This window comes from Kribbella yunnanensis (assembly GCF_039529655.1).
In the GTDB taxonomy this organism is placed as follows: domain Bacteria; phylum Actinomycetota; class Actinomycetes; order Propionibacteriales; family Kribbellaceae; genus Kribbella; species Kribbella yunnanensis.
The window spans coordinates 1-12,004 of sequence record NZ_BAAANF010000007.1 but is presented as its reverse complement, the minus strand read 5'-3'; the positions used below and the strand labels follow the sequence as shown (position 1 = coordinate 12,004).

The following is a 12,004-nucleotide window of genomic DNA, read 5'->3' as shown; positions in this document are numbered from 1 at the left end:
TACGTCGTTTGCTCAGGCGCTGCTCAGGCGGTGAAGGTGACGTCCAGCGTGATCGTCGTACCGGTCAGCGCCTGGGAGACCGGGCAGTTCTTCTTCGCGTCCTCGGCGAACTCCGCGAACTCGTCCGCGGTCAGGCCCGGCACCTTGCCGTTGACCGACAGCACGATCCCGGTGATGCCCTCACCCGGCTGGAAGGTGACGTCGGCCGAGGTGTCCAGGGACTCCGGTGCGTTGCCGCCCTGGGACAGCGCGTGCGACAGCGCCATCGAGAAGCAGGCCGAGTGCGCGGCCGCGATCAGTTCTTCCGGGCTGGTCTTGCCGTTCGCGTCGTTGGCGCGGGACGCCCACGAGACGTCGAAGGTGCCGACCCCGGAGGACTCCAGGGCGACCTGCCCGGCGCCCTCCAGCAGCGAGCCTTCCCAGTGCGTCTTGGCCGTACGAGTGGTTGCCATGCTCGTCTGTTCTCCTTGCGAGGCTTTAGTTGCCGGACACGTCGATCGCGCCGGGATAGTTCGGTTCGTCGGTGTTCACCATGCTGTGGGCGGCCATCACCATGTAGCGCCAGATCTCCTCGTCCCGATCGGGCGTCAGAGCGATCTCGTCCAGGGCGGCCCGCATGTGACCGAGCCAGCGGTCCCGCGCACTCGGTGTGACCGCGAACGGCATGTGCCGCATCCGCAGCCGCGGATGCCCACGCTCGTCGGAGTAGGTGCGCGGCCCACCCCAGTACTGCTCCAGGAACATCCGGAAGCGCACCTCGGCCGGACCGAGGTCCTCCTCCGGGTACATCGGCCGAAGCTCGGGGTCGGCGGCGACGCCACGGTAGAACGCCGCCACCAGCCGGTGGAAGGTGTCCGCCCCACCGACGGCGTCGTAGAAGCTCTCTGCGTCACTCATGTCGAGACCAGTGTCTCAAGTCGCCCTAACGTGCTGTTCGAGGGCTGCCCGTTCAGCGTCTCCGAGCGGGCGTTTGGCGTGCGTCACACCGTCCACCGCGACCAGTACGGCGACCGATTTCGCGTACACGTCCTCGCTGGCACCGGACCGGTCCAGAATGTGCGAGCGGAGCGTGTACGACGACGTACCGATCGACTCGATCCACACATCCACGTCGTACGGCGGGTGCCGCAGCAGGATCGGGCGCAGGTAGTCCACGGTCAGACTGGCGAGCACACACGGGTAGTCGTCGAAGAACACTCCAGCTGTCCCCAGCACGTCACTCAGGAAGGCGATCCGCGCTTCCTGGAGATAGTCGAAGTACCGGACGTTGTTCACGTGGTCGTAGGAATCGATGTCCGACCAGCGGACCAGGACCGGGTGCGTGAAGGTCATTCGGCCACCAGCCTCGAGAGGACCACTCGTTCCTCCGGGGTGATGCGGCGGAGGCGGTTGGCCTTGAAGTCGAACGGGACGAGCTTGGTCCGGGCTTCGACGTACGTCGTCCTGGTCGGCTCGAGGTCGAGAATCTCGTAGTCGACGGTGAACTGGGCCGCCTTGATCTCGCTGATCCACAGCTCGATCCGGACCGGCTCGGACCGGAACCGCAGTGGCGCTCGGTAGTGGACCTCGTGCCGGGCCACCAGCAGACCGGTCTCCAGCGTGTCCGCGCCCAGTTCGGCGGCGGTCCGGAAGAGGAAGTCGACCCGGGCGTCCTGGAGATAGTCGACGTACCGGCCGTTGTTCACGTGGCCCAGCGCGTCCATATCGCCCCACCTAAGCGGACAGTGGTAAACGTGCCGGTTGTGATGAGCCACACGGCGATCATCGCATCCTGGGTGCTCCGGGCATGACGCAGCGTGGGTAATGTCATCCCCGGCAACATGTACCTACCAGTAGGGAGCGGCGATGACGCAGCAGCGAGTGGCGATCGTGACCGGGGCAGCCCGGGGAATCGGCGCGGCTGTCGCGCTCCGGCTGGCCAAGGACGGGAACGCGGTCGCGGTCCTCGACCTCGATGAGGCTGCCTGCGAAGGCACCGTCAAGGCGATCACCGAGGCCGGCGGCAAGGCCGTCGCGATCGGCGCCGACGTCAGCAAGTCCGACCAGGTCGCCGCCGCGATCGAGCGGGTGGTGGCCGAGCTCGGCGCCCCGACGATCCTGGTGAACAACGCCGGTGTACTGCGCGACAACCTGCTCTTCAAGATGTCCGAGGACGACTGGGACACGGTCATGTCCGTGCACCTCAAGGGCAGCTTCCTGATGTCCAAGGGCGTCCAGGCCCACATGGTCGAGGCCGGCTACGGCCGGATGGTGTTCTTGTCGTCGACCTCCGCGCTGGGCAACCGCGGCCAGGCGAACTACGCCTCCGCGAAGGCCGGTCTGCAGGGCCTGGCCAAGACGCTGGCGATCGAGCTGGGCAAGTTCGGCGTCACCGCGAACGCGATCGCCCCGGGGTTCATCGAGACCGACATGACGGCAGCCACGGCGGCCCGGGTCGGCGTGGACTTCGAGGAGTTCAAGAAGGCGACCGCAGCCGCGATCCCCGTGCAGCGCACCGGCACGCCGGACGACATCGCCGCCGCTGCGTCGTTCTTCTGCAGCGAAGAGGCCGGCTTCGTCTCCGGCCAGGTCCTGTACGTCGCTGGTGGACCCCGGAACTGAGGAATCGAACATGCCCAAGTCCTTCACCGGAGTCGACGAGGTCGTCAACGCCGTCGGCAACACCCTGGGCGAGTCCGAATGGCTCGAGATCACCCAGGAGCAGGTCAACCAGTTCGCCGAGGCGACCGGTGACCACCAGTGGATCCACGTCGACGTCGAGCGAGCTGCCAAGGGTCCGTACGGCGGCACGATCGCCCACGGCTATCTGACGCTGAGCCTGATCGCCCGCTTCGGTGACGAGCTGTTCTCCGTCTCCGGCGTCACCGCGAAGCTCAACTACGGCGTGAACAAGGTCCGCTTCCCGACCCCGGTCCCGGTCGGCGCCCGGGTCCGGGCCGGCGCCTCGATCGCGAACACGGCCGAGACCCCGGCCGGCGTCCAGGTGTCGCTCAACTGGGTGATCGAGCTGGAGAACTCCACAAAGCCCGCCTGCGTCGCGGAGACCGTCGTACTGCTCGTTCCCTAAAGAGGGCAGACCAGTACGGCGTGGGTCGCGATCCGGTAGTAGCCCAGCCACTCGTTCACGGCCAGCATCGGCGCATTGCCGTCGTAGTTGGCCGTGTACGCGTTCTGAACGCCGGCGTCGGCTGCACGCCGTAGGGCCGCGGTCTTGACCAGCTTGGCCAGCCCGCGACCGCGATAGTCCGGCATGGTGGCCGTCATCCGCGACCAGATCCTGGTTCGGTCGCCGACGTTGAACGTGAAACCGATGATCTCGTCCTCGTGCACGGCGGCGACACCGAGATCATGCTGCGTCTCCGGATGGTTCCACTTCCCCTGCAACCACTCGGCGTACGGTTGCGCGATGATCCTGGCATCACCCGGTTTGGTGCGCTGGGCAATGACATCTGCGGCGTACAGCGCCTCGGGCGTCACCTCCGTCAACGGAACCAGCCGCACGTCGGACGGGAGTCCAGGGGGATCCGGTGCCTTCCGTGGATCGATCCCGGCATAGTGCACCTGGCGCGTGTGCTGGTAGCCCCAGCGGGACGCCCACGTGACCGTCGACGGCTCCGCGAACACCCGAGCCCTGGTCGCCCCGGCTGCCCGCAGTGAGTCATGAACAGCCTCCAGCAACTGGGTTCCCAGGCCACGACGCTGGTGGTCGGGACGGACCAGCACCCGCACCTCGCCATCGAGCGGGTCGGACCCGGCCACCAGATTGGCAACGCCCCAGCCGACCACCTCGCCGCGATCCACCGCCGCAAAGGTCGCTCGCCCCGGAGCCGGTGGCGTGGCGAGGCGTGCGTTCAGTGCGGTCGATGTGACGACGAGATACGGCACTAGCGTGTCGTGCAACGCCAGTGCGCTCGATAGATCCCCCGCTTCAGCAGCTCTGATCTCCACGAGAACTCCTTCACCGAAGTTCTCCGAAAGATAGCCTCCCACCCGGCGTATCTTGCATACATTCTCACGTTACAGATCGGACTCAACACGCCACGTAACCGCTGTACCGGTCGCCGTCTCCTGATAACCGAGCCACTCGTTCACAGCGAGCATCGGCGCGTTACGCGGACTGTTCTGCGTATATCCGACCGTGCAGCCGGCTTCGGCCGCCCAGGTCAGCGAAGACCACTTGAGGATCTTGGCCAGCCCGCGGCCACGGTACGCAGTCGACGTGGCGGTCAGGTCGGTCCACAACCGAGCGCCGGCGCGCTGCACCAACGACACACCGACAACCTTGCCGTCGACAACCGCCGCGGATCCCAGATCGAGCTGATTACCGCGCGCCGGATCCCACGCGTGGGCGACGAACGCGTCGTACGAGACGTCGAAGCCCCCGTCGATGCCAGGAATGTCCAGCACAGTCTCGGCATACACCGGGTGCACGTCCTGCGGTTCCAGCTCGCTGAGTCGACGTACCGTCAGGTCCGCCGGTACGTCGGGTGCCGCAGGCAACTCGTCCAGTCGAACGGACGCCACCCGGGCCTTCTCACCAGGGACGCCACCTCGGGCAACTGCGAACGCCAACCCGATATCGCCTTCAGTCATGACATCCAGTCGCTGCGCTCCGTGTGCCCGCAGGTGCTCCTGCATCAGGTCGGCCAGCGTGCGACCGGTCCCCTGCCCGCGGTGGTCCGGGTGCACCATCAGCGTTCCCTGATAGGCGTCCGCTTGCGTGCGGTACTCCGCCGGAGCCACCCGTCCCCAACCGACGATCACGTCGTCCTGCACGAACACCCAACTGCCGGCTCGCTCTGTCCTCTCCAGGACGCGCTGAGTCGCACCAGGCGGCAGAACGACGTGCGGTCGCACCAGAGCGAACAGTTCACCCAGTGCATCGGCGTCGGAGACGACTGTTGTGCGAAGAGGCATGTGTCAGAGCGTACGCATCAGACCGTACTCGGTAGCGACGCGGCGATAACCCAGCCAGTTGTTGACGGCAAGCATCGGACCATTGACGTCATCGTTGGACGTGTACGCCGAGGTGATGCCCGCGGCGGCGCATCGACGCAGTGCTACCGACTTGACCAGCTTGGCGAGACCACGGCCGCGGTACGCCGGAATCGTGCCGGTCATGCCGGACCAGGCGCGGTCGCCCGCAGTCTCGACCGCGGTGAAGCACACCACCTCGTCACCGACCACTGCCGCGACACTCAGCGACTTGTCGAGAGCAGGCGCCGTCCAGACCTCGCCGTACCAGTCGTCGTAGTCGACGGCGTCGATCGGAGCGTCACTGGGCTCGTCGAGCGAAGCTGCTGTGTCGGCCGCGAACGCATGTCGCGGATCCACCTGATCCATCGTCACCAGCTGAATGTCCGCGGGTGTCGGCGGCTGCTCCGGCACGTCAGCTGTGTCGACTCCGGCGAAGTGCATCTGCCGAGTGCCGTCGTACCCACGGTTGCGGGCGAACTCCAGCCCCTCCGGCTGCACGAACACACCCACCTTGGTCGCACCGACCTCAGTGAGGTGCTGGTGCAACCGGTCGGCGAGTGCGCCGCCGATGCCCTGCTTGCGGTACTCCGGATGCACGTAGATCGAGATGTTGCTGCGCCCCGGCTCGCTGGTCCAGGTGTTCAGCCCGGCCGACCCCCACGCGACCAGCTCACCGTCCGCTTCGGCCACCAGCGCCAGGAAGCGTTCGCCCGGCGAGAACACCGTGATCATGTGATGTGCCGCTGCCGGCGACAACACCTTGTATCCATAAACAGCGCGGCGCAGTGCGGCGACCGCCTCGGCATCGTCGCCGGTCACCGGCCGGATCTGCACCCCTGTCGTCATGGCCGGACCATAACCAGCCGCACTCCTGCCACGCCACGGAATTAGGGCGTAACGCGATCGCAACCGGTACGTGCGGACTGTGATTCGGTCGTGCAGCTCCGGGGTATTAGAGTGAGCCGGTGCTGTCGGACTAATCGCCCCGACCGCCGGAAGTGCCATCGTGCTGGGACACGACGGGGTCACCGGCGGCGGGGAGTCCACAGCCCTTCAGCTGTAGAGCTCCACGGCCCCCTGAGCCAGCTCCAGCAACTGCGCCCGCAGGTCGACAGGCGCCAGTACTTCGACGTCCGGACCGAACGCGATCAGCATCCCGCACGCAGCCTCGCGGATCCGGAAGTCGAGCCACAGATGCGGCCATGCATCGTCACTGGGCCGCTCTTGTGGGACTGCCCCTTTGGCCAGCATCGAGGTGACCACCCGTCGGAAGATCTCGACTCGATCGGGATGCACCCGGACCTCAACCTGCACACCCTTCGGACCGCCACCTGGCTGCTCCAGATTGGCGCGCAGGCGTTCCCACTCCGCTCGCACATCCAGACTGTCCGGTCTGTCCGCGGCCTCTTCCAGTACGTCGACCTGCTCGATCCGCGACACCCGATACATCCGTGGTGCGCCCCGATGCGCCGCCACCAGGTACCAGCGCCCGGCCTGCTCGACCAGACCCCACGGATCGACGGTACGGCGTTGGAGTCCGCTACTCGCCGATGCGTACCGCAGTCGCACCCGACGCTCGGCCACCACGGCCTGACGCAGTACCGGCAAAGCACCGTGATCCTCAGCCTCGGCGAACCAGCGACGGCGGTCCACCACGATCGCACCGGACAACGCTGCGGCGTCACTCTGCAGTTCCTCCGGCAGAGTCGCCGATAGCTTGCCCATAGCCGACTTCAGACTCCCCCGGAGTCCTAGCTCGTCCGACAGCTCGGACCGCCCGGACCACGCGAACAACGCCTGCGCCTCGCGCGGCGTCAGGCCGCTCACGTCGGCGCGATACCCCGGCAGCAAGACGCAACCACCGTTGCGCCCGCGTTCGGCGTACACGGGCACTCCGGCTGCGGACAGCGCCTCCATGTCTCGCATCACCGTGCGCTTCGAGACCTCGAGCCGCTCGGCCAGCTCGCGAGTGCTCAACCGGGCATGCCGTTGCAACAAGAGGATGATCTGCAACAACCGGTCGGCTCGCACTCTCTCAGAATAGGCGACAGAAGATGTCACCTATAGAGCACGAGGGTGGACTCATGACGAATCCTGATCCACGCCCGATGTTCATCCGTGCACTCGACCAGACCCAGCACCTCATCGACACCGTCGGCCCTGACGAGTTCACCAAGCCGACACCGTGCCCGGAGTACGACGTCCGCACGCTGCTCGGTCATCTGCTGTCGGTTGCCCACCGCATCAACCTTGCACTGACCGGTGGCGACCCGTTGACGATTCCGAAGGTGACCGACAGCCCGGACATCGCCGGAACCTGGAAGGAACACCGGACCGCACTCGACGCGACGCTGACCGACGACAGCATCCTCGCGCTGATCTGCAAGCTGCCCTTCGGCACGCTGCCGGGCGCAGCGGCGATCGCCGCCTACACCGGTGAGCTCACGACACACTCATGGGACCTGGCCAAGGCCACCGGTCGACTCGACCAGCTCGACGACGAACTGGCCGAGCACGTGCTGACGCTGGTTCGACAGTTCCTTCCGGCCGAACCGCGGGGTGGCGACATCCCGTTCGGCCCCGTCGTACCGGTCGCCGACGACGCATCGCCGTACGACCGGTTGGCGGGCTGGCAGGGCCGCACGCCCTAGGTGCCTTGAGGCCTTGAGGCCTTAGCCGACGATGCCGCCGCTGAGGGTGAGGCCGCCGTCGATGGTGATGGTCTGACCGGTGATCCAGGAGGACTCGTCGGACAGCAGGAACCACACCAGCGAGGCAACATCCTCGGGGCGGCCGAGGCGAGCGAGCGGGTACGTCCCCGCGACCTCGTCCTCACGCCCTTCGTAGAGGGCTCCGGCGAACTTGGTCTTCACGACCGCCGGAGCCACCGCGTTCACCCGGATCTCCGGCGCGAGCTCGAGCGCGAGCTCGGCCGTGACGCGGGACAGCATCGCCTTGGTCGCGCCGTACCAGCCGATCCCCGGCGACGGCGACTGGCCGGCCAGCGAGGACACGTTCACCACCGCACCACCGTGGTTGCCCATCCACGCGTCCCGGCAGGCCTTCACCCACGAGATCGTGGCCAGCACGTTGGTGTCGACCATCTTCGCGGCGACACCGGCCTCGATGTCGAGCAGATCGCCATAGATCGGATTGATGCCGGTGTTGTTCACCAGCAGGTCAAGCGACCCGTACGTCGCCACGGCCGCCGCGACCGTGGATCCGCGGTGCGCGCCATCGGCGGCGTTACCCGCGATGCCCAGCGCGTGCTCGCGACCGCCCAATGACTTGACGGCCTCGTCGAGAGCTTCCTGATTGCGGCCGGTGATGACGACGCGGGCGCCGTCGGCAACCAGCCGGTGGGCGATCGCCAGCCCGATACCGCGGGAGGCTCCGGTGACGATCGCCGTACGGTTCTCCAGACTCATCAGCTGAGGCGCTCCAGGACGATGGCCATGCCCTGACCGCCACCGACACACATGGTCTCGAGCCCGAACTGCTTGTCCTCGAACTGCAGACCGTTCACCAGCGTGGTCATGATCCGCGCACCGGTCGAACCGAACGGGTGTCCGAGCGCGATCGCGCCGCCGTGCACGTTCAGCCGGTCCTCCTGGATGCCGAGCTCACGCGCCGAGCCGATCACCTGGACCGCGAAGGCCTCGTTGATCTCGACCAGGTCGATGTCGTTGATGCTCATCCCAGCCCGGGCCAGCGCCTGCTGCGACGCCTCGACCGGACCGAGGCCCATGATCTCCGGCGACAGACCGCTCACACCGGTGGAGACGATCCGGGCCAGCGGGGTCAGCCCGAGCTCGCGTGCCTTGGTGTCGCTCATGATCACGACCGCGGCAGCGCCGTCGTTCAGCGGACAGCAGTTGCCGGCCGTCACGGTGCCGTCGGGGCGGAACACCGGCTTCAGGCCGCTCACACCTTCGAGCGTGGTGCCAGCGCGCGGACCGTCGTCCTTGCTCACGACCGTGCCGTCCGGCAGCGTCACCGGAACGATCTCGCGCTCGAAGAAACCGTTGTTGATCGCCTTCTCGGCCAGGTTCTGCGAGCGGACGCCGAACGCGTCCTGGTCGGCGCGGGTGATGCCCTTGAGGGTCGCCACATTCTCCGCGGTCTGGCCCATCGAGATGTAGATGTCCGGCAGGTAGCCGTCCTGCCGCGGGTCGTGCCAGGTCTCGTTGGTCTCCGCGTACTTCGCGGTCCGCGCGACCGCATCGGCGAACTGCTCGTTGAACGAGCTCGGGTCACCGACACCAGCCGAACCGAAGTTCTTGTACCGCGAGACGCACTCGACCCCGGCGCTGACGAAGATGTCGCCCTCACCGGACTTGATCGCGTGGAACGCCATCCGCGCAGTCTGGGTCGACGACGCGCAGAACCGGTTCACCGTGGTCGCCGGCGCGTTGTCCCAGCCGAGCTGCACCGCGACCCGGCGGGCCATGTTGCCACCGTGCTCGTCGTGCGGCTCCGCACACCCGAGCATCAGGTCCTCGATCTGGTCGCCGGTCAGACCGATCTTGTCGGTCGCCGCCTTGATCATCTGGACGGCGAGGTCGTCCGGCCGGATCGTGGTCAGCGATCCCTTGTTCGCGCGGCCGATGGGCGAGCGGGCCGCCGAGACGATGACTGCTTCAGGCATTTCGTGAATCTCCTTCTACAGGCCCAGGTCGCGGCCGATGAGTTCCTTCATGATCTCGTTCGATCCCGCCCAGATCTTGGTGACGCGCGCGTCGCGCCAGGCGCGGGCCACGCGGTACTCGTTCATGTAGCCGTAGCCACCGTGCAGCTGGACACAGGCGTCGAGGACCTCGTTCTGCACGTGGGCGCTCCACCACTTGGTCTTGGCCGCGTCCACCGCGGTCAGCCGGTTCTCGTCGTGCGCGACCACACCGTTGTCGACGTAGGCCTGCGTGACCTCGACCTTGGTGACCAGCTCGGCGATCAGGAACTTGTTGTACTGGAACGAACCGACCGACTGCCCGAAGGCCTTGCGCTGCTTCACGTACTCGATGGTCTCGTCGAGGATCTGGGTCGCGTGGGCGATGTTCGACACCGCGGCGCCGATCCGCTCCTGCGCCAGCCGCTCCATCATGTGGATGAAACCGCGGTCGAGTTCGCCGAGGACGTTGTCATCGGCAACGAACAGGTCCTCGAAGAACAACTCCGACGTACCGGACTCGGTCTGCCCGACCTTGTCCAGCTTGCGGCCGCGGGCGAACCCCTCCATCCCTTCCTCGACGACGAACAGCGTGATGCCCTTCGCGCCCTTCTCCGGGGTGGTGCGGGCGGCCACGATGACGAGGTCGGCCATGTCGCCGTTGGTGATGAAGGTCTTGGACCCGTTCAGCACCCAGCCGCCGTCGGCCTTCTTCGCGGTCGTCTTCAGCGCGGCCAGGTCGGACCCGCCGGACGGCTCGGTCATGCCGATCGCGGCGACGTACTCACCCGAGCAGAACTTCGGCAGCCAGCGCTGCTTCTGCTCCTCGGTCCCGAGGTCGACGAAGTACGGCGCGGCACAGTCGTAGTGGATGCCGAAACAGCTCGACAGCGCGGCGGAGACCTTCGAGACCTCCTCGGCGAACACCTGGTTGAACCGGTAGTCGCCGACGCTGGAGCCGCCGTACTCCTCGGGCACGTCGAGACCGAGGAAGCCCTGCTTACCGGCCTCGAGCCAGGCGGCCCGGTCGATCGTCTTCTCCTCGAGGAACTGCTCCATCCGCGGCACCAGCGAGCGGTCGCAGTACTCCTTGGCACTGGCCCGGAAGGCGTGGTGATCCTCGTTGAAGATGACGCGTTCCATCGGTGGCCTCCGCGGTTCGAGATTGCTGGCTAAGCGCTTGCTTAGCTTCACGCTTTTGGTGCAAGGTGTCAACGTGTCCGCAGTCACCGATTCCCTCGATTGGGCCCACGTAGAGCCCGCCGCCGCCCGCCGGCTGCTGACGGGCGCCATCGACGCCTTCGCCGAACGCGGCTTCCAGGCCACCACCACCCGCGACATCGCCTCCCGCGCAGGAATGAGCCCGGCCGCCCTCTACGTGCACTACCCCTCGAAAGAGCGCCTCCTCTTCGAGATCAGCCTCTACGGCCACAACGCAGCCCTGGAAGTCCTACGCTCCGCCGACACCGGCGGCACCCCCGCCGACCGCCTCCGCGCCCTGGTCGCCGCCTTCACCGCCTGGCACGCCCGCCACCACACCATCGCCCACGTAGTCCAGTACGAACTGAACGCCCTCTCCCCCGACCACCTCGCCGAGGTAGCCACCATCCGCCGAGCCATCTCCACCCAAATCGAGCAGGTCCTGACCGACGGCGTCCGCGACGGCTCCTTCGCCGTACCAGACCTCCCCGGCACAACCCTCGCCGTACTGTCCCTGTCTATCGACGTAGCCCGCTGGTACACCCCCCACCGCGGCGACCCCGACGCCCTAGGCAAGCTGTACGGCGACCTAGCCCACCGAATGGTCCAGTCCTAGCAACCGCGGTCGACCCCACCCGTGCACCGGGTTCGTGCACACGCACTTTCCCCCACCCCACACCAATAGCGCGGGCCGGCTCAAGCTTCGCGCCAAGGGGTGGTCGACCCACCGCGCACGAATTCGTACGCATCTACTTCCCCAACCCGCACGCGCTGTCGTGGCGGCGAGGGGCTACGCCGTAGACGTTCACATTGACGACCTGGTCCACGAGCTGACGCACGCCTGGCAGCTTCTCTGACGGCATGGGCGCCTTTACGGGCAATGGCTGGCGGATGGCATCGCCATGCTCGTCGCACGGAGACATGAGCCTGGATAGCCCGGGTGTTGAGAGTCGATCGCTAGCGCGATACCGCCGCCGGCAGGCCGAAGTAGTCCTTCATGACGTGGATACGTGTCGAGAAGTCGGGGCGTCGAGCAAATTGCGCCGCCTGGTCGCCGAGAGTGGGGAGCGGGCAGTCGAGTGTGATCTCCGTGCCGTTGTCCATCGCTTGGGTTCAGGTGGTCGTTGCAACACCTTGATTGTGGAGGTGTTGTTGATGTCT

15 protein-coding genes are annotated in these 12,004 nt (G+C 66.8%); 4 read left to right on the top strand and 11 right to left on the bottom strand.

Annotated elements, in window-relative coordinates; all coding sequences use genetic code 11:
• Positions 1–23: 23 nt before the first annotated feature.
• The 4 genes from ABD231_RS10475 to ABD231_RS10460 are packed head-to-tail and all read right to left on the bottom strand — an operon-like array spanning position 24 to position 1,703.
• Positions 24–452 (bottom strand): OsmC family protein, encoded by a 429-nt coding sequence (locus tag ABD231_RS10475; RefSeq protein ID WP_344148847.1) that lies wholly within the window; start codon positions 450–452, stop codon positions 24–26.
• 25 nt (positions 453–477) lie between these two features.
• On the bottom strand, positions 478–897 hold the full coding sequence (locus ABD231_RS10470; protein WP_344148844.1) for a globin: 420 nt from the start codon (positions 895–897) through the stop codon (positions 478–480).
• A 15-nt stretch (positions 898–912) separates the two neighbouring features.
• Positions 913–1,332 carry an acyl-CoA thioesterase gene (locus tag ABD231_RS10465; protein WP_344148841.1) on the bottom strand — a complete coding sequence of 140 codons (420 nt, stop codon included), beginning with the start codon at positions 1,330–1,332 and terminating at the stop codon, positions 913–915.
• Positions 1,329–1,703, bottom strand: a complete 375-nt coding sequence (locus tag ABD231_RS10460; RefSeq protein WP_344148838.1) for an acyl-CoA thioesterase — start codon at positions 1,701–1,703, stop codon at positions 1,329–1,331. Before ABD231_RS10460 ends, ABD231_RS10465 begins: the two co-directional genes overlap by 4 nt.
• 142 nt (positions 1,704–1,845) lie before the next feature.
• Between ABD231_RS10460 and ABD231_RS10455 the strand changes: the two genes are divergently transcribed.
• Both ABD231_RS10455 and ABD231_RS10450 read left to right on the top strand, forming a co-directional pair.
• Positions 1,846–2,601: an SDR family oxidoreductase gene (locus tag ABD231_RS10455; protein ID WP_344148835.1), complete on the top strand. Its 756-nt coding sequence runs from the start codon at positions 1,846–1,848 to the stop codon at positions 2,599–2,601.
• 10 nt (positions 2,602–2,611) lie between these two features.
• Complete coding sequence (locus ABD231_RS10450) at positions 2,612–3,067, top strand: MaoC family dehydratase (RefSeq protein WP_344148832.1); 456 nt, start codon at positions 2,612–2,614, stop codon at positions 3,065–3,067.
• Here ABD231_RS10450 and ABD231_RS10445 read toward each other — a convergent pair.
• The 4 genes from ABD231_RS10445 to ABD231_RS10430 all read right to left on the bottom strand — a co-directional run bounded on the left by ABD231_RS10445 (position 3,064) and on the right by ABD231_RS10430 (position 7,008).
• Positions 3,064–3,948: a GNAT family N-acetyltransferase gene (locus ABD231_RS10445; RefSeq protein WP_344148829.1), complete on the bottom strand. Its 885-nt coding sequence runs from the start codon at positions 3,946–3,948 to the stop codon at positions 3,064–3,066. The two genes, ABD231_RS10450 and ABD231_RS10445, sit on opposite strands and share 4 nt — an antisense overlap.
• Positions 3,949–4,017: 69 nt before the next feature.
• Positions 4,018–4,917 carry a GNAT family N-acetyltransferase gene (locus ABD231_RS10440; protein WP_344148826.1) on the bottom strand — a complete coding sequence of 300 codons (900 nt, stop codon included), beginning with the start codon at positions 4,915–4,917 and terminating at the stop codon, positions 4,018–4,020.
• Between the two features lie 3 nt (positions 4,918–4,920).
• Positions 4,921–5,823: a GNAT family N-acetyltransferase gene (locus ABD231_RS10435; RefSeq protein WP_344148823.1), complete on the bottom strand. Its 903-nt coding sequence runs from the start codon at positions 5,821–5,823 to the stop codon at positions 4,921–4,923.
• A gap of 207 nt (positions 5,824–6,030) precedes the next feature.
• Complete coding sequence (locus ABD231_RS10430) at positions 6,031–7,008, bottom strand: helix-turn-helix transcriptional regulator (RefSeq protein WP_344148820.1); 978 nt, start codon at positions 7,006–7,008, stop codon at positions 6,031–6,033.
• Between the two features lie 53 nt (positions 7,009–7,061).
• On the opposite strand from ABD231_RS10430, the gene ABD231_RS10425 reads away from it, so the two are divergent.
• The gene (locus ABD231_RS10425; RefSeq protein WP_344148817.1) at positions 7,062–7,628 is read left to right on the top strand and encodes a TIGR03086 family metal-binding protein; all 567 of its coding nucleotides are present in this window, start codon (positions 7,062–7,064) and stop codon (positions 7,626–7,628) included.
• 21 nt (positions 7,629–7,649) lie between these two features.
• Here ABD231_RS10425 and ABD231_RS10420 read toward each other — a convergent pair whose 3' ends face one another.
• From ABD231_RS10420 to ABD231_RS10410, 3 genes are read right to left on the bottom strand one after another with little or no spacing between them, the layout of a single operon-like run.
• Positions 7,650–8,405, bottom strand: a complete 756-nt coding sequence (locus tag ABD231_RS10420; protein ID WP_344148814.1) for an SDR family oxidoreductase — start codon at positions 8,403–8,405, stop codon at positions 7,650–7,652.
• Positions 8,405–9,625 (bottom strand): acetyl-CoA C-acetyltransferase, encoded by a 1,221-nt coding sequence (locus ABD231_RS10415; protein ID WP_344148811.1) that lies wholly within the window; start codon positions 9,623–9,625, stop codon positions 8,405–8,407. The genes ABD231_RS10420 and ABD231_RS10415 overlap by 1 nt, the downstream gene beginning before the upstream one ends.
• 15 nt (positions 9,626–9,640) lie before the next feature.
• Positions 9,641–10,786, bottom strand: a complete 1,146-nt coding sequence (locus ABD231_RS10410; protein ID WP_344148808.1) for an acyl-CoA dehydrogenase family protein — start codon at positions 10,784–10,786, stop codon at positions 9,641–9,643.
• A gap of 73 nt (positions 10,787–10,859) precedes the next feature.
• Between ABD231_RS10410 and ABD231_RS10405 the strand changes: the two genes are divergently transcribed.
• Positions 10,860–11,459 (top strand): TetR/AcrR family transcriptional regulator, encoded by a 600-nt coding sequence (locus ABD231_RS10405; protein WP_344148805.1) that lies wholly within the window; start codon positions 10,860–10,862, stop codon positions 11,457–11,459.
• Positions 11,460–12,004: the final 545 nt, after the last annotated feature.

What these genes read in the sequence shown, in the direction of transcription:
- ABD231_RS10475 (WP_344148847.1), bottom strand. Translation starts at nt 452, where the DNA reads ATGGCAACCACTCGTACGGCCAAGACGCACTGGGAAGGCTCGCTGCTG.
- ABD231_RS10470 (WP_344148844.1), bottom strand. Translation starts at nt 897, where the DNA reads ATGAGTGACGCAGAGAGCTTCTACGACGCCGTCGGTGGGGCGGACACC.
- ABD231_RS10465 (WP_344148841.1), bottom strand. Translation starts at nt 1,332, where the DNA reads ATGACCTTCACGCACCCGGTCCTGGTCCGCTGGTCGGACATCGATTCC.
- ABD231_RS10460 (WP_344148838.1), bottom strand. Translation starts at nt 1,703, where the DNA reads ATGGACGCGCTGGGCCACGTGAACAACGGCCGGTACGTCGACTATCTC.
- ABD231_RS10455 (WP_344148835.1), top strand. Translation starts at nt 1,846, where the DNA reads ATGACGCAGCAGCGAGTGGCGATCGTGACCGGGGCAGCCCGGGGAATC.
- ABD231_RS10450 (WP_344148832.1), top strand. Translation starts at nt 2,612, where the DNA reads ATGCCCAAGTCCTTCACCGGAGTCGACGAGGTCGTCAACGCCGTCGGC.
- ABD231_RS10440 (WP_344148826.1), bottom strand. Translation starts at nt 4,917, where the DNA reads ATGCCTCTTCGCACAACAGTCGTCTCCGACGCCGATGCACTGGGTGAA.
- ABD231_RS10435 (WP_344148823.1), bottom strand. Translation starts at nt 5,823, where the DNA reads ATGACGACAGGGGTGCAGATCCGGCCGGTGACCGGCGACGATGCCGAG.
- ABD231_RS10425 (WP_344148817.1), top strand. Translation starts at nt 7,062, where the DNA reads ATGACGAATCCTGATCCACGCCCGATGTTCATCCGTGCACTCGACCAG.
- ABD231_RS10420 (WP_344148814.1), bottom strand. Translation starts at nt 8,405, where the DNA reads ATGAGTCTGGAGAACCGTACGGCGATCGTCACCGGAGCCTCCCGCGGT.
- ABD231_RS10415 (WP_344148811.1), bottom strand. Translation starts at nt 9,625, where the DNA reads ATGCCTGAAGCAGTCATCGTCTCGGCGGCCCGCTCGCCCATCGGCCGC.
- ABD231_RS10410 (WP_344148808.1), bottom strand. Translation starts at nt 10,786, where the DNA reads ATGGAACGCGTCATCTTCAACGAGGATCACCACGCCTTCCGGGCCAGT.